This window comes from Aurantimonas aggregata, from assembly GCF_010500835.1.
Taxonomy (GTDB): Bacteria; Pseudomonadota; Alphaproteobacteria; order Rhizobiales; family Rhizobiaceae; genus Aurantimonas; species Aurantimonas aggregata.
Map to the genome: position 1 here is coordinate 94,057 of NZ_JAAAMJ010000010.1, position 20,777 is coordinate 114,833.

Sequence of the window (20,777 nt, forward strand, 5' to 3'; positions counted from 1 at the left end):
CATCGTTTCCAGTGCTTGTGCACTAGATATGATGACATCGCATCATCGTGTCAAGGGCTTAAGCACCTTAAATGATGACAAAAGCCCCGTGGGACGCTACATGCTCGGTAGCGAAACGAGTGGAGCGATATAGATGGTCGAGCGGACGGACTGGGAAGAGAAGGCGAAGGGCATTCTACGGGGCGAGATGGCCCGCAGGAGCGTGACCTATGCGCAGCTCGTTGAGAAGCTTGCGGCTATCGGGGTTGAGGAGACAGAACGGAACCTGCGCAATAAGGTGAGCCGGGGGAAATTCACCGCAGGATTCTTGCTTCAATGTCTAGCCGCATTAGGGACGGAACATTTGCAACTTGGCTAATCATCGCCATCGGCCTCTCACTTATTGCGTTGGTGGCCTTCACGGTCGCTTCGTCAAAGGGATACCAGCGCGCCTATCAGCAAAACGAGGCTGAAAACGCTTCCTATGCTCAGCGTGAAGGCCACTATCGCAGCTGCCTCATGCTGCCCAGCGTCGAGCAGGCGCGGGAGTGCGCCGAAAATGCCCCCGAAGCAGATCGCGCAGAGAGACGCGCCGAGGAAGATCTGAATGCTCAACGGGAGATGGCGGACTGGGCCGAGGGTGTATTGTGGGCCACGCTGGCTAGCGTCGGGGTCACTGCCGTCGGCATAGTGTTCGTCTGGCGATCCTTGAACGCCAACACCGCTGCCGTCGACCAAGCGAGGCGAGCCAACGACATCGCTGATCAGCATAGTCGTGCTGATCTTAGAGCATGGCTGATCGTGAAGATTAACTCGATCGGCCCGATCTTTCGCGAAAGTGACAATATTTTCGTCAGTGTAGATGCCAGCATTGAGAACACCGGCCGCTCCCCGGCCACGGATTTGTGCTTTTACATCGATATCGTTTCGCTTTTCAACAACGATCCCAAGCTTGGGCCTCGATGGTTCGATGGCGCCACAACATCTCGTCGGACGGGCGGAGGAAATGATGCACTCGGACCCAACGAGGTTCGCTCTATTCGGGTGGATTGTGTGGTGCATGAGAAGGACTTTGCTTCTGCCGGCGAATTTTTGAGCCTCAAATACAAGATGTTCATCGGGGTTGTTTACAGAACCATTATCCCGAACCATGAGTGCTTCACCTTCAAGGTCCTCGCAATCCAAGGCTCCACAAGCATTGAAAATGGCGACCCGTTCCATGTCGAAGCCAGATGGTGGGATATGGCCTCCAAGATGCGTTAGGTTATTTCCGGTCGCGGCCAGAGCGGAGTACGCCACTACAGCGGCCAGCGTAGCTAGCGCGATCATGCCTCACCGCCCCTCAGCGGACTGACCGCCGAGACTGGTGCATCTGCTACATAAGGGCGCATCTCTGGACCTGGGACGCGCGGGCTTATCCGGCGTTTCCGGCCCGAACCGACATCTGGAGCGATGGCGACAACTGGCGTCGCGGCCACTGGCTGAGCGGTAGGCTGGCGAACGCGCCGGTGGACGCGCTGATCGCGGCGATCCTCGATGACCATGGCATCGGCAACTACGACGTCTCGGGCGTCGAGGCCTCGGTCGCGGGCTTCGTCGTCTCGGGCCCGGACACGGCGCGGCGCTCGCTGGAAGAGCTGATGCGGCTGACCGGCACGCTGGCGCATGCGCCCGGTGGGCGGCTGGTGTTCCGGTCGCTGGCGCGGGTGTCGCCGGCGACGGCGATCGACGCGTTCGTCGACGACGAGGGCGCCTATGTCGAGCGGCGGCGGGGCGAGGCCGGCGAGACGGCGGAAGAGATCTCGCTGAGCTTTCTCGATCCGGCGCGCGCCTACCAGCCGGGTTCGGCCGAGGCGGCAAGGGCCGGGGCGGCGCATCCGCGCAAGGAGATCGTCGACCTGCCGGTGGTGCTGGAGGAAGGCGAGGCGCGGGTGCTGGCGGCGGCGATGCTGCAGGAGGCGGCCGGCGTGTCCGAGACCGCCCGTTTTGCCGTCGCGCCGTCGCTGCTGGGGCTCGAGACCGGCGACGTGGTGACGCTGGCCGAGCGGTCGGGCGAGTGGCTGGTGACGCGGATCGAGACGGGCGCGGCACGGCGCGTCGAGGCACGGCGCCTGCCGCCGCGCCGACGGGCGATGCCCGACCAGGGGGCGCCTGGACCGGCGCCGCAGCCGGGCCGGCCGGGGTTGGCGTCCCGGCCGGTGGTGCATCTCCTCGACCTGCCGCTGCCGGATGGCGGCGAGGGGATTGCCGGGGCGCGCTTCGCCGTGGTGGCGAAGCCGTGGGTTCCCTATGCGATCACGGCCGCCGGCGTCGACGGGCCGCAGGAGCGGCGGGCGACGGCGACGCGCCCGGCGACCGCCGGCATTCTCTCGCGGGCGCTGGCGGCGGGACCGGTCGGGATCGTCGATCGGACCAACCGGCCGCGCGTTCGGCTGCATCGCGGCGCGTTGGCGTCGATCTCGAAAGCGGCGATGCTGGACGGCGGCAATCTCTGCGCCGTCGAGTGCGCGCCAGGTCTCTGGGAGGTGCTGCAGTTCGAGACGACCGAGGAGGTGGCACCGGGCGAGTTCGAGCTTCGCGGCCTGCTGCGGGCGCAGGGCGGGACCGAGGACGCGATGGCGTTGGGTGCGGAGGTCGGCGCGGCCTTCGTGCTGCTGGACGCCGGCGCCGGCGACCTCGGGCTGACGAGCCGGGATGTCGGGCGGAGCCTTTCCTGGCGAATCGCGCCGCTCGGCCGGCCGCTGGACGATCCGGCGACGGTGACGCTTTCGGCGGCCTTGGGCAGCCGCTCGGTGAAGCCGCTGTCGCCGGTGCATCTGCGCTGGGCGTTGGCGGCTGACGGCAGCCTGACGGCGGCCTGGATCCGGCGGACCCGTGTCGGCGGCGACGGCTGGGACGGCATCGACGTGCCGCTCGGCGAGGAGCGCGAACTGTACCGCATCGAGATCACCGACGGGGCCGGCGGGCTGCTCGTGCGGGAGGCGGACGGCCCGGCGCTCGTCGTGCCGGCCGGGGAGGTGGCGGCGGCCTTCGGGACGATGCCGGCCGCGCTGACGCTGAGCGTCGCGCAGGTGAGCCCGCAATGGGGCGCCGGGACGGCGCGGAGCACAGTGATAAGTCGGCTGATCTGAAACCGGAAACCATCCAAAACCAGCGAAAGGAGACGCGCATGACCGAGGAAAAACCCTGGTACCAGTCCCGCAGCATCTGGGGCGGCATCGTCGCGCTTGTCGCGGCGGTCGCCGGCCTGTTCGGCATTCCGCTCGACGCGGCGACCCATGAGGCGTTGACGGTCGCGCTGACCAGCGCGGCGGCGGCGATCGGCGCCGTGGTGGCGATCATCGGCCGGCTGGCGGCACAGAAGACGCTTCGCTAGCATGGGCAGACGGCGGCGGGCGAAAGTTCGCCGCCTACATTCATTCGTCGTTCAGCGACATGCTGCTAGGTAGAAGCAAGACCGTCACGCCCGGCGGCCCTCAGGCTCATTCCCAGGCCCTCATGACCATACCGCCACCCATCATCGCCTGCCTCCTGATCATCATGCTGCCCGGCATGGCAGGCGCGGCGACAGGCGGACAAGCGCCGGCGGCGCAGACGGTCGAGGGTTTCGACTGGTCGGAGCGCCCGGACGAGAGCTTCGAGATTGTGCAGGTGGACTGCTCGGGCGCTGCGGCCCAGGCGGCGGCGCAGACCGGCGGGCAGGTGCTGTCGGTGTCGAGCCGCGAGGAGGGCGGTCAGACCGTCTGCGTGGTCACCGTGCTGGTGCCGGGCACCGATGGCGGAAGGCCGCGCAAGGAAACGGTGACCATCCGGCCCTGATCGAGGGACTCGAAGGAACCGGCGGTCCCCGCGAAGGGACGGCAGGAGCAGGGGACAAGATCATGCGCATCCTGGTGGTCGAGGACGACCAGACACTGAACCGCCAGCTGACCGAGGCGCTGGGCGGCGCCGGCTACGTGGTCGACCGCGCCTTCGACGGCGAGGAGGGGCATTTTCTCGGCGACACCGAACCCTATGACGCGGTGATCCTCGATGTCGGGCTGCCGGTGATGGACGGCATCAGCGTGCTCGAGCGCTGGCGCCGCGAAGGGCGCGTCATGCCGGTGCTGATCCTAACCGCCCGCGACCGCTGGAGCGACAAGGTTGCCGGCATCGATGCCGGCGCCGACGACTACGTGACCAAGCCGTTCCACGTCGAGGAAGTGCTGGCGCGGGTGCGGGCGCTGATCCGCCGCGCCGCCGGCCATGCCTCATCGGAGATCCATTGCGGGCCGCTGCGACTCGACATGCGCGCCTCGCGCGTGACGCTCGACGGCACGCCGCTGAAGCTGACGTCGCACGAATACCGGCTGCTCGACTATCTGATGCACCACCAGGACCAGATCGTCTCGCGCACCGAGCTGATCGAGCATCTCTACGACCAGGATTTCGACCGCGACTCCAACACGATCGAGGTGTTCGTCGGCCGGCTGCGCAAGAAGATCGGCATCGACCTGATCGAGACGGTGCGCGGCCAGGGATACAGGATGCGCGATGCTGAACCGGGCCGGTAGGTCCCTCACCGCCCGCGTCATCGTGCTGTCAAGCCTGTGGGCGATGGTGGCGCTCGTTGTCGCGGGCGGGCTGATCTCCAAGCTCTACGAGCAGACGGCGGCCAGGGGCTTCGAAGAGCTCCTGACGGCGCAGCTCTACAATCTGGTGAACAGCGTCGGCATCGGCCAGAACGGCTCGCTGTCCGGCTCCCCCGATCTCGGCGATTTGCGCTACGTCCAGCCGCTGTCCGGCTGGTACTGGGAGGTTCTGCCGGCGAGCGAGAACACCCGCGGCCGGCTCTCTTCCGGCTCGCTCGGCATCTTGTCGATCCCTGAGGTGCCGACCGCCGAGGCGCCGTTCGACCCGGCCTATCGGCGGACCTACGAGATTCCCGGCCTCGACGGCGAGACGCTCAAGGTCCTGGAGACCGAAGTCGTGCTCGACGCGCAGAACCATGCGGCGCGGTTCCGGGTGATGGGCAATGCCAGCGTGCTCGCGGCCGACATGGCGCAGTTCGACCGGACCCTCGTGCTCTATCTCGGCGTCGTCGGGCTCGGAACGGTGCTGGTCAACGTGCTCGCCATCCTGTTCGGCCTGCGCCCGCTCGGCGAGGTGCGCCGGGCGCTGTCGCGGGTGCGTACCGGCCGGGCGGAGCGGCTGACCGGGCAGTTCCCGAGCGAGATCGAGCCGCTGGCGGTCGAATTGAACGCGCTGATCGACAACAACCGCCGCATCGTCGAGCGCTCGCGCACGCAAGTCGGCAATCTCGCCCACTCGCTGAAGACGCCGATCGCGGTGCTGGTCAACGAGGCGGAGGCGGTCGGCGGCGAGCGTGGCCGGATCATCGCCGACCAGAGCGAGCGCATGCGCCAGCAGGTCCAGCATTATCTCGATCGCGCACGGGTGGCGGCGCAGTCGGAAGGCGCGGTGTTCCGCGCGCCGGTGCAGCCGGTGCTCGAGCGGCTCGCCCGCGTCATCGCCAAACTCAATCCGCATCTGGCGCTGACATTCGACGCAGCCGCGCCCCGCGACCTGGTCTTCGCCGGCGAGCAGCAGGATCTGGAGGAAATGGTCGGCAATCTCCTCGAGAATGCCGGCAAATGGGCGAGGGGCCAGGTGCGGCTGAGCGCCGTCGCATCGTCGCCGGAGCGGCTGGCGATCGTCGTGGAGGACGACGGGCCGGGCCTCAGCGAGGCCGAGATCGCCGTCGCCACGAAGCGCGGAAGGCGGCTCGACGAGGCTGTGCCAGGCAGCGGGCTCGGCCTTTCCATCGTCTCCGACATGGTGGCGGAATATCGCGGGTCGCTCGGCTTCGGCCGCTCGGCGCTGGGCGGATTGCGCGCCGAGATCGCGCTGCCGCGCGCGCTCGGTTCGTTCGCTGCTTGACATGACCGGGCGAAGCGACGAACTCCCGTTCAAAGAAGCCGACGTTCCGCCTGCCGAATGTCTTATCGGATGAATGCCATGCGCACCCTGTCGAAGCTCGCCGTGCCGCTCTTGCTGCTGCCGTTCGCCGGCTGCCTGAGTGGCGGGCTGGGCGGCGGCGGGCTTGGGCCCACCTCGGCCGGCGTCACGGCGCTGGACGGTGGCCTGATCGGCCAGGACCAGACGACCGGCACCTGGCCGTCGCAGGCCCGCGCGCGGGCGCTGGAGGCCGAATTCCAGGCGCTGCAGTTCGGGCAGGCCGGCCAGCCGGTCGCCTGGGCCGTCGAGGGTTTCAGCGGCGAGGTCGTCCCGACGCAGCTCTACCGCGTCGGCTCGCAGGATTGCCGCGGCTATTCGCACACCTTCAAGGGCACCGCCCAGCCGACTAAGGCGATCGGGACCGCGTGCAAGACGCAGGAAGGGTTCTGGAAGCCGGTGGCGTGAGGGTGGGGAGCCCGCGACTCGACGGCGCGTCTCTCGATTGACAAGATACGTAACTTACGTATCTTCTTGGGCATGCACACGGTCTGCCTGACACCCGCATTCGACCGCGCGGCTCGGTTGGCGGGTATGAGCGAAAGCGAGATCAACGATCTCGTCGACTACCTGGCCGAGAACCCGGCCGCCGGCGACGAGATGAAGGGCACGGGCGGGTGTCGAAAGCTCCGCGTGGCGGGTCGCGGAAAAGGCAAGAGCGGCGGCTATCGTACCATCACCTTCTATTCCGGTGAGGCAGTTCCCGTCTTCCTCATCACGGTGTTCTCGAAAGGCGAGCGTGCCAGCCTGACTGCCGGCGAGAGGAACAAGCTCAAAGCGATGTCAGCCGTGCTGGTCGACGCTTACAGGCAACGTTTGACGAAGATGGGTGAGGAGCGATGAGCAAGGCGGCTTTCGACAAGATCGCAGAAGGTCTGGGCGAAGCGATTGAGATCGCGCGCGGCGACCTGGATCCCGTGAAGCTTCATGTCCCTTCCGAACTCGACGTCCGGGACATGCGCCAGCGGCTGGGAATGTCGCAAGATGCCTTCGCGTCGGCCTTCGGGTTCACCATCAACCAGATCCGCGAGTGGGAACAGGGACGGGCGCGGCCGCTTGGCGGGGTCCGCGCCTATCTGATGCTGATCGAGCGTTCTCCGGAAAGCATTCTCGCGCTGCTTCAGGATGCCGGGGCGCACAAAGCGGCCTAAGGAACTTGTCCCTTCGAGGCTGTCGGAGCGACAGCACGGGCTCCATGCTCTCCCCACCTGCGGAATCTACCTAGCCGTTTTCCCTTTGAATTGAATGGGCAGGCAGCGCCGGCTCTGATAGAGGCTCGCGGCGTCTTGCAGTGAAACTGCGGGGCGCGACGCGCGGCCTCCCGGGCCTGTTCCGCTTCGCTCCCGCTGTTCGTATAAGGGTGGCATGGTTTTCTGGTTTGTCGCAGCCGGCATGACGGCTGCCGCGACGCTCATCGCCTTGTGGCCGCTGTTCGCCGACGGGCCGCGCCGGGTCGCTTCCCGCGCCGAGCACGACGTCGAAGTCTATGCCGCCCAGTTGCGCGAGTTGGACGCCGACGTCGAGCGGGGCACGATGCCGGCCGCCGAGGCGGCGACGGCGCGGGCCGAGATCGGGCGCCGGCTGCTGCGCGCCGACGGCAAGGCCAGGCTCGCCGTCGAGGGCGGGGCACGCGGCTGGCAGCGGCGCGGCGCCATGGCGACGGTGGTCGCGGTCGTGGCGCTGGTGCCGCTGACCTCGGCGGGCCTCTATTATCTCTACGGCGCCCCCGGCCTTCCCGACCTGCCGCTGGCCTCGCGCCAGGGCGAGAGCCAGACCCCTGACCCCGATATCGGCCAGATGGTCGCGGCGGCCGAGGAGCGGCTGCGCACCGAACCGGACGACGGCCAGGGCTGGGACGTGCTGGCGCCGATCTATCTGCGCATGGAGCGGCCGCAGGAAGCCGCCGAAGCCTTCCGCCAGGCGATCCGCCTGCTCGGCGCCTCGGCGCCGCGCGAAGCGGGCCTCGGCGAGGCATTGACCCAGCTGGCCGACGGCGAGGTCACCGAAGAGGCGCGGGCGGCGTTCGAGCGGTCGCTGACGATCAATCCGGCGTTCCTGCCGGCGCGGTTCTTCCTGGCGCTCGACCTGTCGCAGGAAGATCGTTACGAGGAAGCCGGGGTCGCCTGGGCGCAGCTGGTCGAGATGAGCCCGCCCAACGCGCCGTGGATGCAGATCGCCAACGCGGCTCTGGCCGATGCCCGCCAGAACAGCGGCGCCCCGGCGCCGACAGCTGAAGCCGGGGCGGCTGCGCCGGGACCGACCGCCGCGGATGTGGAAGCCGCGAGCGCGATGGAAGAGACCGATCGCCAGGCGATGATCCGGGGCATGGTGGGGCAGCTTGCCGCGCGGCTGGAGACCCAGCCCAACGACGTCGAAGGATGGAAGCGGCTGATCCATTCCTATAGGGTGCTGGGCGAGGACGACCGGGCGAGCGAAGCATATCAGACCGCCTCGCGCTCCTTTGCCGCGGACTCGGCCGCCGGCCGGGAAATCGCCGCATTGGGAGCGGAACTCGGCCTTGTCGCTGAGGAGACGCAGCCATGACCCGTAAAGCCAAGCGCCTGAGTTCGATCGTCGCCATCCTGGTCGTCATCGGCGCTGCGGCGGGCCTGGTGCTGACGGCCCTGTCGGACAGCGTCGCCTTCTTCAATTCGCCGAGCGACATCGTCGCCAATGCGCCGGCGGCGACGCAGCGCATCCGGCTGGGCGGCATCGTCGAGGAAGGGTCGGTCGTCCGCGACGGAACGAAGCACGTCACCTTCCGCGTCACCGACACGCTGGAAAGCGTGCCCGTCGCCTATACCGGCCTCCTGCCGGACCTCTTCCGCGAGGGGCAGGGGGTCGTCACCGAAGGCCTGCTGGGGCCCGATCGCGTCTTCATGGCCGACACGGTGCTCGCCAAGCACGACGAGAACTACATGCCGAAGGAAGTCGTCGACGATTTGAAGGCGCGCGGCCTCTGGGAGGACGGCAAGGGCATGGTCAAGCCCGACGCGACGCCGGTCGCGATGGATTCCGGAGCCGGCTCATGATCGTCGAGATCGGCCATTACGCGCTCATCCTGGCGCTGTCGCTGTCGCTGCTGCAGTCGGTGCTGCCGGCGATCGGCGCGCGCACCGGCGATGCGCGGCTGATGGAGACCGGCCCGCTGACGGCGACCGCCTCCTTCGTGCTGCTCGCCATCTCGTTCTCGGCGCTGACCGCCGCCTACGTGATGTCCGACTTCTCGGTGCTCAACGTCTTCCAGAATTCGCACTCGCTGAAGCCGATGCTCTACAAGATCACCGGCGTCTGGGGGAACCACGAGGGCTCGATGCTCCTCTGGGTGCTGATCCTGGTGTTCTTCGGCGCGCTGGTGGCGCTGTTCGGCCGCGACCTGCCGGCCAGCCTGAAGGCCAATGTCCTCGCGGTGCAGGCCTGGATCACGACGGCCTTCCTGCTGTTCATCCTGATCACCTCCAACCCGTTCACGCGGCTGGTGCCGGCGCCGATGGAGGGACAGGACCTCAATCCGATCCTCCAGGACATCGGCCTCGCGATCCATCCGCCGCTGCTCTATCTCGGCTATGTCGGCTTCTCGGTGGCGTTTTCCTTCGCCGTCGCCGCGCTGATCGACGGGCGTATCGACGCCGCCTGGGCCCGCTGGGTGCGGCCCTGGACGCTGGCGGCCTGGATCTTCCTGACGGCCGGCATCTCGATGGGCTCCTACTGGGCCTATTACGAGCTCGGCTGGGGCGGCTGGTGGTTCTGGGATCCGGTCGAGAACGCCTCGTTCATGCCGTGGCTGTCGGGCACCGCGCTGCTCCACTCGGCGCTGGTGATGGAAAAGCGCTCGGCGCTGAAGATCTGGACGATCCTGCTCGCCATCCTGACCTTCTCGCTATCGCTGCTCGGCACGTTCCTGGTGCGCTCAGGCGTCCTCACTTCGGTCCACGCCTTCGCCGTCGATCCGGAACGCGGCGTGTTCATCCTGGGAATCCTCTGCATCTTCATCGGCGGCTCGCTGGCGCTCTTCGCCTTCCGCGCCGCGTCGCTGGAGTCCGGCGGTCTGTTCGCGCCGATCAGCCGCGAGGGCGCGCTGGTGCTGAACAACCTCTTCTTGACCACGGCTGCCGCGACAGTGCTGATCGGCACGCTCTATCCGCTGCTGCTCGAGGTCGTCACCGGCGAGAAGATTTCCGTCGGTGCGCCGTTCTTCGACCTGACCTTCGGCCCGCTGATGGTGCCGCTGCTGCTCGCCGTGCCGTTCGGGCCGCTGCTCGCCTGGAAGCGCGGCGACCTTCTGGCCGCGGCGCAGCGGCTCTATGTCGCCGTCGGCGCGGCGATGCTCGCCATCTTCGCGACCGTCGCGGCCAACTCCGGCGGCGAGATCCTTGCCGCGCTCGGCTTCGGCCTGGCGGTCTGGCTGCTCGTCGGCAGCCTGGTCGATCTCGTCGGTCGGGCGAATTTCGGCAAGGTCGGCTTCCGTGTCGGCCTGTCGCGCCTGCGCGGCCTGCCGCGCTCGGCCTTCGGCACGGCGCTGGCGCATTTCGGTCTGGGCGTGACGGTGCTCGGCATCGTCGCCACCACGGCCTTCGAGACCGAGACGGTGACCACGATGGTGCCGGGCCAGAGCGTCGACGCTGGCGGCTATTCGGTGCAGTTCGACGGCATCGTGGCGCGGACCGGGCCGAACTACCAGGAGCAGGTCGGCACGTTCACGCTGCGGCGGGACGGGGTGGACGCGGGGTCGATGGAAAGCGCCAAGCGCTTCTACCCGGCGCGGCAGATGCCGACGACCGAGGCGGGGATCACCACGACCTGGTTCTCGCAGCTCTACATCTCGCTCGGCGATCCGGCTCCGGACGGCGGCACGGTCGTGCGGATCTGGTGGAAGCCGCTGATCACGCTGATCTGGATCGGCACGATTTTCATGGCCGTCGGCGGCATGGTCTCGCTCGCCGATCGCCGGCTGCGGGTCGGCGCGCCGGCCCGTGGCCGCGGCCGCAAGCTCGCGGAGGCGTCGGCCTGATGCCGCGCCTGCGCCGTCTCCTCGCTGCCGTCGCCCTGGCGTTGATGCTGCTGCCCGGCGCGCCGATGCCCGCCGCCTTCGCCGTCCAGCCCGACGAGGTGCTGGCCGACCCGGCGCTGGAATCGCGCGCCCGGGACCTGTCGGCTGGGCTCAGATGCCTCGTCTGCCAGAACCAGTCGATCGACGATTCCGATGCCGAGCTCGCCAAGGACCTGCGGGTACTGGTGCGCCAGCGGCTCGTTGCCGGCGACACCGATGCCGAGGTCATCGACTATCTCGTCTCGCGCTACGGCGCCTTCGTGCTGCTGAAGCCGCGCTTCGAGTGGGGTACCCTGGCACTGTGGGGCGCGCCCGTAGTCGTGCTCTTGGGCGGCATCGCCTTTGCCGTGTTCAGCGTCCGGCAGCGCCGGCGCGAGAGCGCCACGGCGGCGCTGTCGGCAGAGGAAGAGGCGGCGCTCGACGAACTGGTCCGGCGGCCGAACTGACACGCGGCGCTGGCGTCGATCAGCTCCGCGAACCTTACGAACAATTCACCCGGCCGAAAAGCTCCGGTAATCCCGGCATCCCTATTTTCCCCGTCATCAGCCGCTATCCGCAATCCGAGCGGACCAGCCGCGGACGAATTCAACGGAAAAAGGGTCTCCGATGCGAAACCAAGTCAACAGCAAGAAGACACGCCGGGGCATGCTGGCAGGCGTCCTCGCCGCCGGCGTTGCCGGGTCGGTCCTGGTCGGCGGGATGGTCAGCAACACCGCGCCGGTTCTTGCCGAGCCGGTGAAGGTCGAAGCGCCGGTCGAGAACTTCGGCTTTGCCGACGTCGTCGAGAAGGTCTCGCCGGCCGTCGTGTCGGTGCGCGTCACCCAGGACATCGCCCCGGCCGCCGATCGCCGCAGCGAGATGACGACGCCGTTCGACAACCTGCCGGAAGATCACCCGCTGCGCCGCTTCTTCGACGTGCCGGGCGGGCCCGGCGGCCCTGGCGGGCCTGGCATCAACCCGCGTCGCGAGCCGCGCAACGCCATGGGCCAGGGCTCGGGCTTCTTCATCTCCGACGACGGCTACGTGGTGACCAACAACCATGTCGTCGAGGGCGGCAGCAAGTACACGGTGGTCATGGATGACGGCACCGAGTTCGACGCTAAGCTGATCGGCACCGACCCCCGCACCGACCTCGCGCTGCTGAAGATCGACGATGCGGCCCGGACCTTCACCTATGTCGAGTTCGACAGCGACGACGCGGTGCGCGTCGGCGAATGGGTCGTTGCCGTCGGCAATCCCTTCGGCCTCGGCGGCTCCGTGACGGCCGGCATCGTCTCGGCGCGTGGCCGTGACATCGGCGCCGGCCCGTACGACGATTTCCTGCAGATCGATGCGGCGGTCAACCGCGGCAATTCCGGCGGCCCGGCCTTCAACCTCAACGGCGAGGTCATCGGCGTCAACACAGCGATCTTCTCGCCGTCGGGCGGCAATGTCGGCATCGCCTTCGCCATCCCGGCCTCGGTCGCCAAGGACGTCATCCAGTCGCTGCGCGAGAACGGTAATGTCGATCGTGGCTGGCTCGGCGTGCAGATCGGACCGGTGACCGACGACATCGCCGAGGCGGTCGGCCTTGCCGACGATCAGGGCGCCATCGTCACGCTTCCGGAGACCGAGACCCCGGCCTCCAAGGCCGGCATCCAGACCGGCGACGTCATCACCGCGGTGAATGGCGAAACCGTCGAGGGTCCGCGCGAATTGTCGCGCAAGGTCGCCGACTTCCGGCCGAACACCGAGGTCGACATCACGGTCTGGCGCGATGGCGAGGCGCAGGACATCGCGGTCACGCTCGGCAATCTCGCCAGCCTCGACGAGGCGGCCTCGGCCGAGAATTCGGGTGCGCCGCGGCCCTCGGTCGACCCGTCGTCGCTGTCGGGCTACGGCCTGACGCTGACGCCGTCGGAAGACGGCGCCGGCGTGGTGGTGACGGATGTCGACCCTGACTCGACCGCGGCCGACCGTGGCGTCCAGCCCGGCGACGTGATCATCGCGGTCAACGGCAAGCAGGTCACCAGCCAGAGCGAGGTTCGCGACGCGATTTCGGAAGCGTCGGAAGCCGGCCGCAAGGCGGCGCTGTTCCAGCTGCGCACCGGCGACCAGAACCGCTTCGTGGCGCTGCCGATCACCGAGGGCTGACAGCGAAAGGGGACGGGGCCTCTCGGGGCCTCGTCCGACCGGCGGGCGGCGGCGCCGGCGACCCGGAAACGGGACGCTTCGGCACCGCCGCCTTTTCTTTTGGGTTCAATCGACGACATAAGGAAGCGGACATGTCTTCTCCCGCAGCCGAGCGACCCTCTCCCGTTTCCATGCGCATTCTCATCATCGAAGACGACCGCGAGGCGGCGGCCTATCTCGTCAAGGCGCTGCGCGAGGCAGGCCATGTCGCCGAGCACGCGGCGAACGGCGAGGACGGCTTCCACATGGCCGACACCCGCAGCTACGACGTGCTCATCGTCGACCGGATGCTGCCGGAACGCGACGGGCTCTCGGTGGTCTCCGGACTGCGCGAGAAGGGCAACGGCACGCCGGCGCTGATCCTCTCCGCGCTCGGCCAGGTCGACGACCGCGTCACCGGCCTGCGCGCCGGCGGCGACGACTATCTGCCCAAGCCTTTCGCCTTTTCCGAGCTGCTGGCCCGGATCGAGGTGCTCGGACGGCGCCGTGGCGGCAAGGATGTCGAGACGGTCTACCGGGTCGGCGACCTCGAACTCGACCGGCTTTCCCACGAGGTGAAGCGGGCGGGGCGGACGATCATCCTGCAGCCGCGCGAGTTCCGCCTGCTCGAATATCTGATGAAGCACGCCAACCAGGTCGTGACGCGCACGATGCTGCTGGAGAACGTCTGGGACTACCATTTCGACCCGCAGACCAACGTCATCGACGTGCATGTCTCGCGGCTGCGCTCGAAGATCGAGCGCGAGTTCGGCTCGGCGCTGCTCCACACGGTGCGCGGCTCGGGATACATCATGCGCGCCGGCGAATAGGGCATGGCGCGGCTGAAGGCCCTGATGCGGATGACGGCGGTCCGCCTGTCCGCCGTCTACCTGCTGCTCTTCGCCGTCTGCGCCGTGGTGCTGGTGTTCTACGTCACCGCCACGGCCTCGAACATCCTGAAGAGCCAGAGCCGCGCGGCGATCGCCGAGGAGATCAGCGAACTCGCGGTGATCTACGAGACGGCCGGCATCATCGGCCTGGTGCGCACGATCGACCGGCGGGCGCGCCAGCCGGGCGCCTCGCTCTACCTCGCCACCGACGCCACCGGCCGGATCATCGCCGGCAATGTCGAGAGCCTGCAGGCCGGCGTGCTCGACAAGGGCGGCTTCACCGAGAACGTCTTCGGCTACGAGCGCTTCGCCGACAATGCCGAGGACCGCTACCACATCGCCGTCGCCGAGGTGGTCAGCCTGCCCAACGGCATGCGCATCCTCGTCGGCCGCGACCAGACCGAGCAGGAGCGCTTCCGCCAGGTCGTCCGCTCGGCGCTAACGCTGGCGCTGGCGCTGATGGGCGCGGCGGCGCTTCTGGCCTGGGTGTTCGTCGGCCGACGGGCGCTGCAGCGGCTCGACCGGATGTCGGCGGCCAGCAACCGGATCCTTGCCGGCGATCTCACAGAGCGGCTGCCGGTGACCGGCGCAGGCGACGAGTTCGACCGCCTGTCGGAAAACCTCAACCGGCTCCTGGCGCGCGTCGCGCTGCTGCAGGAGGGGCTGCGGCAGGTTTCCGACAACATCGCCCACGACCTCAAGACGCCGCTGACGCGGCTGCGCAACCGCGCCGAGGCGGCGCTGGGCGGCGGCGTGCCGCGCGAGGCGCTGGAAGGCATGATCGGCGAGGCCGACCAGATGATCCGCACCTTCGACGCGCTCCTGATGATCTCTCGCGTCGAGGCGGGCTCGCACCCGGTGCTCAAGGACCGCATCGACATCGCGACGATCGTCGCCGACGTCTGCGAACTCTACGAGCCGCTGGCCGAAGAGGTCGGCGCGCGGCTCATCGTCGATGCGCCGTCGCCGGTTCCGGCCCTCGTCAGCCGCGAGCTGATCGCCCAGGCGCTGTCCAACCTCATCGACAATTCGCTGAAATACGCCGTCGGCGAGGGACGGCCGACGACGGTGACGATCCGCCTTTCGGCGAGTGAGGGGAACTGCGTCCTGTCGGTCGCGGACGACGGCCCTGGCATTCCTGCAGACCAGCACGAGCGCGTGCTGGAGCGGTTCTACCGGCTCGACCAGAGCCGCACGATGCCGGGCTCGGGCCTCGGCCTGTCGCTGGTCCAGGCGATTGCCCGCGTCCATGACGGCGAGCTGGCGCTTGAGGATGCGGCGCCCGGCCTTAGAGTCGTGCTGGTGTTTCCCCTCGACGGAAGGACCGGCAGCGACGATGGCGGATGACAGACCAGGCCTTTCGATCGGCGGAGATATCCGACCGGTTCCGCTCGACCCGGCGAAGGCGGCGGCCTGGCTCGCCGACCTGCGCAAGGCCGCGGCCGCGAAGGAGCTGGCGCGGCTCGATGCCTTCCTCGCCGGAGGCGGCCCGGAGGTCGATGCGCTCGCGGCGATCCTCGACCTCTCCACCCATCTCAACGCCGAGATGCTGCAGCATCCCGAATGGCTGGAGACGCTGTTCGACCAGGACGCGCGGACCCGGATCGACGCGCTGATCGCCGAAGCCGCTCACCTCGACGGGGGCGATCTCGGCGAGACCGCCATGATGGGGGAACTGCGCCGCATCAAGCGCGAGACCTGCCTGCTGGTGGCGCTGCGCGATCTGTTCGGCGCGAGCACCGTGGCGGAAACCACGGCCGATCTGTCGGCGCTGGCGGAGGCGGCGATCGGGGCGGCGATGCGCTTCTGCCTCGCCGACGCGCATCGCGCCGGCAAGTTGAAGCTGCCGCATCCGGACCAGCCGGAGCGCGGCTGCAGCATCTTCGTCCTCGGCATGGGCAAGCTCGGGGCGGGCGAGCTGAACTATTCCAGCGACGTCGACCTGATCGTGTTCTTCGACGCAGGCGCCGGCATCGCCGCCGATCCGGGCGAGGCGGTGGACATGTTCTCCCGGCTGGTGCGACGGCTGGTGCGGATGATCGGGGAGCGGACGGCGGGGGGCTACGTCTTCCGCACGGACCTGCGCCTGCGCCCCGACCCCGGCGCCATGCCGCTGGCGATCTCCACGGACGCCGCGATGACCTATTACGAGGGAAGCGGGCGCAACTGGGAGCGCGCCGCGATGATCAAGGCCCGGCCGATCGCCGGGGATCGGGCGGCGGGCGAGGCCTTCCTGCAGGAGCTGACGCCCTTCGTCTGGCGGCGCTACCTCGACTTTGCCGCGATCGCCGACATCCAGGCGATGAAGTCGCGCATCGACGAGCACCGCGGTTTCGACGACATCGCGGTGGCGGGCCACAACGTCAAGCTCGGGCGCGGCGGCATTCGCGAGGTGGAGTTCTTCGTCCAGGCGCAGCAGCTGATCGCCGGCGGCCGCTCGCCGGCCCTGCGGCAGCGGCGCACCGACCGAGCGCTGGCGGCGCTGACCGCCGGTGGCTGGATCGCCGCCGACACCGAGCGTGAACTCTCCGACGACTACTGGTTCCTGCGCCGCATCGAGCACTGCATCCAGATGGTCGCCGACGCGCAGACCCACACGCTGCCGGACGATGCGGACGGGCTGGAGCGCATCGCACGCCTGGCCGGCTACGAGGACCGCGAAGCCTTCTCGACGGCGCTGCTGGAGCGCCTGCGCCGCGTTGACCGGCATTTCACCCGGCTGTTCAACGACGGGCGCGACAGGGACGCGGATGTGGTTCCGGAGGGCGGCTTCGAGCGCCTCCTCTCCACCGACGACGACCCGGAAAGCCTCGCCCGCCTCGCCGAGCTCGGCTATGCGCGCCCCGCCGACATTGCGCGGATCGTTCGCTCCTGGAATTACGGCCGCTACCGTGCGACGCGCTCGGAAGCCGCGCGCGAGCGGTTGGCGAAGGTGATGCCGATGCTGCTGACGGCCTTCGCCGATGCGCGCGACCCCGATGCCGCCATCGCCGCCTTCGACACGTTCCTGGCTGGGCTGCCCGCGGGCATCCAGTTCTTCTCGCTGATCGCCTCCAACCCGCGCATCCTCGACCTCCTGGCGCTGATCATCACCTCGTCGCCGATGCTGACCGAAACCATGGCCGCGCGACCGCATGTGTTCGATGCGCTGCTCGACCCGGCCTTCTTCGACGAGGTGCCCGATCGCGACCTGATGGCCGCGCGACTGGCGCCGTTCCTGGCCGATGCGCAGGGCTACGAGGACGTTTTGGCGCGGCTGCGGATCTTCGCCTCAGAGCAGCGCTTCCTGGTCGGCGCGCGCCTGCTCAGTGGCGTCGTCGATGTCGCGGAGGCGGGACCGGCCTTCTCCAACATTGCCGACGTGGTGCTCGACGCGACGCTGACAGCCGTTTCGGATGCGTTCGCCGAGCGCCACGGCCAGGTGCCCGGCGCCCGCGTCGCGCTGCTCGGCATGGGCCGGCTCGGCAGCCGCGAGCTCACGGCGGGCTCCGACGTCGACCTCATCCTGCTCTTCGACCACGATCCGGCGGCGGAGGAATCCGACGGCGAGAAGCCGCTGCCGGTGAACGTCTACTTCGCCCGGCTGACGCAGCGGCTGATCGCGGCGCTGACCGCGCCGATGCGCGAAGGCGTGCTCTACGAGGTGGATTTCCGCCTCCGCCCATCCGGCAACATGGGCCCGCTGGCAACCCATATCGACCGGTTCCGGCGCTACCAGCAGGTCGAGGCCTGGTCCTGGGAGCGCATGGCGCTGACCCGCTCACGGCCCGTGGCCGGCGATTCCGCGCTTCGCGATATGGTCACGACAACGATCACGGAGCTTTTGGCCGAGCCCCGCGATCCTGCCGCCGTGTCCCGCGACGTCGCGGCGATGCGGGCGCGGATCGAACGGGAGAAGCCGCCGAAGGGTCCGCTCGACCTCAAGCTGCGGCCCGGCGGGTTGATCGACCTCGAATTCCTGGCGCAATGGGCGCTGCTGACCGGACGGGCGCCGCTCGATCTCGTCGGCCATCCGACGGCCGATGTTCTTGCCGCGGCGGATTTCGGCGATGCGGCCGCCTGCATCGAGGCGAACCTGCCGGGGACGATGCGCTGTCTCACCGCGGTGATCCAGGTGCTGCGGCTGGGGCCGGGCGGGGTCGGCGACGTGTCGGAGCTGCCGCCGGGCCTGCGCGAGCGCCTGGCACGGACCATCGGGGCGGAATCGCCCGAGGAGATCGAGCCGCAGCTCGAAGCCGACGCCATCGCCACGCGGCGGGCCTTCGAGACGCTGTTGCCGTTGGACGAAGAAGCCGCGGAGAGTCCGCCGGCCGGCGCGACGCGCCAGCGCTGAGGCTGGTCAGGCGGCGGAAGCCATGGCGATCGCCGACTGCTCACTCTGCTCGAATCCCGCGACCGGCAGGCGCAGGGCGACGATCGTGCCGATGCCGACGCGCGAGGAGATCCGCATCCGGCCGCCATGCAGCTCGACCAGCGAGCGCGCTATGGCGAGGCCGAGGCCGGTGCCCTTGTTGGTCCGTGTCCACTCGTTCTCGATCTGCTCGAACGGCCGGCCGAGCGTTCGCAAGGCTTCCTGCGGGATGCCCATGCCGTCGTCGCCGATCGAGATCAGCACGGCGTCGCCGACCTGCTTAAGCCCGAGCCGCACCGAGCCGCCCGGCTCGGTGAACTTCACGGCATTCGACAAAAGGTTGATGAGGATCTGCTTGGTGGCGCGGCGGTCCGAGCGGATCTGAAGCGTCGGCGGCGCCGCGACGGCCAGCGTCAGCTGCTTCTTCTCGGCCTGGATCGCCACGATCTTCATCGCCTCGGCGACGGTCTCGGCGAGATCGATATCCTCGGGGTTGAGGATCAGGCGGCCGGCCTCGATCTTGGCCATGTCGAGAATGTCGTTGATCAGCCGCAGCAGATAGTGGCCGCTCTGGTGGATGTCCTCGCAATATTCGGTGTATTTCTGGCAGCCGATCGGCCCGAACGTGCCGTCGCGCATGATCTCGGAGAAGCCGAGGATGGCGTTCAGCGGCGTGCGCAGCTCGTGCGACATGTTGGCGAGGAAGGTGGTCTTGGCGCGTGAGGCGGTCTCGGCGCGCTCCTTCTCGGCGGCGAAGCTGGTGTTCAGCTCGGTCAGCTGTCCGGCCTTGCGCTCGGCGTCGCGCCGGGCGGTCGAGAGATCCTCGATCACCGCGATCAGGCGGCGCTCGGAATCCGACAGCCGCGCCTGGTGCAGCTTCAGCTGGGTGACGTCGGTGCCGATCGAGACGAAGCCGCCATCGGTGGTGCGGCGCTCCGACATCAAGAGCCATCGCCCGTCCGGCAGCAGCGCCTCGGAGGCGCGCTCGCCGGCGGCGAAGGTGGGGCTCGTCACCAGCTGGCTGTCGATTGGCCGCCGCGCCTTGGCCATCACCGTTTCCAGCGGCGTGCCGCGGGCGACGTCCATCTCTGTCAGGCCGAAGGTCTCGCGATATTTCGAATTGCAGAGGATGACCCGGTCGCGATTGTCGCAGAGCACGAAGGTCTCGGAGATGTTCTCGATGGCGCTGTTGAGCTGTTCGTTGGCCTCGTCCGACCGGCGGGCAAGTTCCTGCTGCTCGCTGACGTCGACGGCGATGCCGATGAGATGCACCTCGTTGTCGGCGCAGCGCGTGACGTCGGCGCGCGCGCGCAGCCAGACATAGTTGCCGTTGCTGTGGCGCATGCGGAAGACGCGGTCGAGATGCCCGATGCGCCCGGACGCGACCCGGCGCGCCACGTCGAACAGGCTGCCGTCCAGCGGGTGCAGCAGCGGCGCGATCTCGCCGAAGGACAGGACGTCGTCCTTCGGCTTCATGCCGAGGATCTCGTACATCGAGCGCGACCAGTACATCCGGCCGCGGCCGATATCCCAGTCCCACAGGCCGCAATGGCCGCGCGACAGGGCGGTATCGACGCGCAGGTGCGTCTCCAGATACAGCGCGTCGGCGTCCTCGGCCCGCGTCGCCTGGCGGAAATAGGCGTAGAGCACCATCAGCATGATGATGCTGGTCAGGGCGAACAGCGTCACGTTGACGTGCACCGACTGGCGCCAGCCGGCGAAGAGATCCGTCGCGGGCTGGATGAAGCTGACCGTGCCGGCGTCCTCGGCCAGCGTGGCGCTGGCGACGAAGGCATCGTGGCCCTCGAAATCGGTCTCCTGCACGCCGGCGCGCTCGCCGAACATCAGCAATGCCTGGGACTCGCCCATCAGCAGCCGCAGGTCCTGGCCGATCAGCCGCTCGTAGCCGGGCATCGCCGCGGTGATCCGGCCGGTCGCGTCGCTGATCACCGCGAAGCGCCCGTATTCGATGACTTCGCGCGGGACCTCGCTGGTCAGCAGCGCCGCGCCGTCGATCTGACCTTCCGACATCAGCGCGAACTGGCTTTCGGCGCGCATCAGCGTTGCTGCGATCTTCAGGTCGCGGGCGACGTCGTTCTCGATCTCGTAGCGCTCGGCGACCAGCGCCGAGAGCCGGGCGACGGCGGCGATGGTCAGGAACAGGATGATCAGGATGGGGATGCTGCGGCGCAGGGGCCGCTCGGAGCGAAGAAGCTTTTCGTAGGCAGGGGCGGCGAGGATCTTCGCGTGTCCGACGATCTCGGCTTTAGCGCTCAGCAGGGTCTCGAATCGGGACAAACGTCCCCCTGCCGGCGCGCTTGACGCGTCCGCTCGCATGTCTCACCCCTCGTGGCCGCATTCT

General features: G+C 68.5%; 19 protein-coding genes. 18 read left to right on the forward strand and 1 reads right to left on the reverse strand.

All coding sequences use genetic code 11. The features are described 5' to 3' along the window. The first annotated feature begins 187 nt into the window (after positions 1–187). The 18 genes from GTW51_RS23950 (at position 188) to GTW51_RS13930 (ending at position 18,397) form a co-directional block, all read left to right on the forward strand. Positions 188–358: a DUF6471 domain-containing protein gene (locus GTW51_RS23950; protein WP_246233117.1), complete on the forward strand. Its 171-nt coding sequence runs from the start codon at positions 188–190 to the stop codon at positions 356–358. Next, entirely contained in the window at positions 316–1,242 is a 927-nt protein-coding gene (locus GTW51_RS13850) for a hypothetical protein (RefSeq protein WP_163044545.1), read from the forward strand. Before GTW51_RS23950 ends, GTW51_RS13850 begins: the two co-directional genes overlap by 43 nt. A 245-nt stretch (positions 1,243–1,487) precedes the next feature. Next, a complete protein-coding gene (locus GTW51_RS13855) occupies positions 1,488–3,110 on the forward strand; it encodes a phage tail protein (protein WP_163044547.1) in 1,623 nt (540 codons plus the stop codon). Between the two features lie 38 nt (positions 3,111–3,148). Then, on the forward strand, positions 3,149–3,355 hold the full coding sequence (locus GTW51_RS13860) for a hypothetical protein (RefSeq protein ID WP_163044549.1): 207 nt from the start codon (positions 3,149–3,151) through the stop codon (positions 3,353–3,355). 122 nt (positions 3,356–3,477) lie between these two features. Beyond that, positions 3,478–3,798 (forward strand): hypothetical protein, encoded by a 321-nt coding sequence (locus GTW51_RS13865; RefSeq protein ID WP_163044551.1) that lies wholly within the window; start codon positions 3,478–3,480, stop codon positions 3,796–3,798. Positions 3,799–3,860: 62 nt separating this feature from the next. After that, positions 3,861–4,532, forward strand: coding sequence for a response regulator transcription factor (locus GTW51_RS13870; protein ID WP_163044552.1), 672 nt, complete (start codon positions 3,861–3,863; stop codon positions 4,530–4,532). 46 nt (positions 4,533–4,578) lie between these two features. After that, positions 4,579–5,898 (forward strand): ATP-binding protein, encoded by a 1,320-nt coding sequence (locus GTW51_RS13875; protein WP_163044625.1) that lies wholly within the window; start codon positions 4,579–4,581, stop codon positions 5,896–5,898. Between the two features lie 78 nt (positions 5,899–5,976). After that, positions 5,977–6,381, forward strand: coding sequence for a hypothetical protein (locus GTW51_RS13880; RefSeq protein ID WP_163044554.1), 405 nt, complete (start codon positions 5,977–5,979; stop codon positions 6,379–6,381). Between the two features lie 126 nt (positions 6,382–6,507). After that, the gene (locus GTW51_RS13885) at positions 6,508–6,816 is read left to right on the forward strand and encodes a type II toxin-antitoxin system RelE/ParE family toxin (protein WP_246233099.1); all 309 of its coding nucleotides are present in this window, start codon (positions 6,508–6,510) and stop codon (positions 6,814–6,816) included. Next, positions 6,813–7,124, forward strand: a complete 312-nt coding sequence (locus tag GTW51_RS13890; protein ID WP_163044556.1) for a helix-turn-helix domain-containing protein — start codon at positions 6,813–6,815, stop codon at positions 7,122–7,124. The genes GTW51_RS13885 and GTW51_RS13890 overlap by 4 nt, the downstream gene beginning before the upstream one ends. Positions 7,125–7,338: 214 nt before the next feature. Beyond that, the gene (ccmI, locus tag GTW51_RS13895) at positions 7,339–8,517 is read left to right on the forward strand and encodes a c-type cytochrome biogenesis protein CcmI (RefSeq protein WP_163044558.1); all 1,179 of its coding nucleotides are present in this window, start codon (positions 7,339–7,341) and stop codon (positions 8,515–8,517) included. Further along, complete coding sequence (gene ccmE, locus GTW51_RS13900) at positions 8,514–9,005, forward strand: cytochrome c maturation protein CcmE (RefSeq protein ID WP_163044560.1); 492 nt, start codon at positions 8,514–8,516, stop codon at positions 9,003–9,005. Before ccmI ends, ccmE begins: the two co-directional genes overlap by 4 nt. Next, positions 9,002–10,984 carry a heme lyase CcmF/NrfE family subunit gene (locus tag GTW51_RS13905; protein WP_163044562.1) on the forward strand — a complete coding sequence of 661 codons (1,983 nt, stop codon included), beginning with the start codon at positions 9,002–9,004 and terminating at the stop codon, positions 10,982–10,984. The genes ccmE and GTW51_RS13905 overlap by 4 nt, the downstream gene beginning before the upstream one ends. Further along, positions 10,984–11,469 carry a cytochrome c-type biogenesis protein gene (locus tag GTW51_RS13910; protein WP_163044564.1) on the forward strand — a complete coding sequence of 162 codons (486 nt, stop codon included), beginning with the start codon at positions 10,984–10,986 and terminating at the stop codon, positions 11,467–11,469. Before GTW51_RS13905 ends, GTW51_RS13910 begins: the two co-directional genes overlap by 1 nt. Before the next feature lie 160 nt (positions 11,470–11,629). Beyond that, positions 11,630–13,156 (forward strand): Do family serine endopeptidase, encoded by a 1,527-nt coding sequence (locus GTW51_RS13915; RefSeq protein WP_163044566.1) that lies wholly within the window; start codon positions 11,630–11,632, stop codon positions 13,154–13,156. A gap of 131 nt (positions 13,157–13,287) precedes the next feature. After that, positions 13,288–14,004 (forward strand): response regulator transcription factor, encoded by a 717-nt coding sequence (locus GTW51_RS13920; protein WP_163044568.1) that lies wholly within the window; start codon positions 13,288–13,290, stop codon positions 14,002–14,004. 3 nt (positions 14,005–14,007) lie between these two features. Beyond that, positions 14,008–15,411 carry a sensor histidine kinase gene (locus tag GTW51_RS13925; RefSeq protein WP_163044569.1) on the forward strand — a complete coding sequence of 468 codons (1,404 nt, stop codon included), beginning with the start codon at positions 14,008–14,010 and terminating at the stop codon, positions 15,409–15,411. Next, positions 15,401–18,397, forward strand: coding sequence for a bifunctional [glutamine synthetase] adenylyltransferase/[glutamine synthetase]-adenylyl-L-tyrosine phosphorylase (locus GTW51_RS13930; RefSeq protein ID WP_163044571.1), 2,997 nt, complete (start codon positions 15,401–15,403; stop codon positions 18,395–18,397). Before GTW51_RS13925 ends, GTW51_RS13930 begins: the two co-directional genes overlap by 11 nt. 6 nt (positions 18,398–18,403) lie before the next feature. On the opposite strand, the gene GTW51_RS13935 is transcribed toward GTW51_RS13930, so the two are convergent. Continuing rightward, complete coding sequence (locus tag GTW51_RS13935; protein ID WP_246233101.1) at positions 18,404–20,713, reverse strand: PAS domain-containing sensor histidine kinase; 2,310 nt, start codon at positions 20,711–20,713, stop codon at positions 18,404–18,406. Between the last annotated feature and the right edge of the window lie 64 nt (positions 20,714–20,777).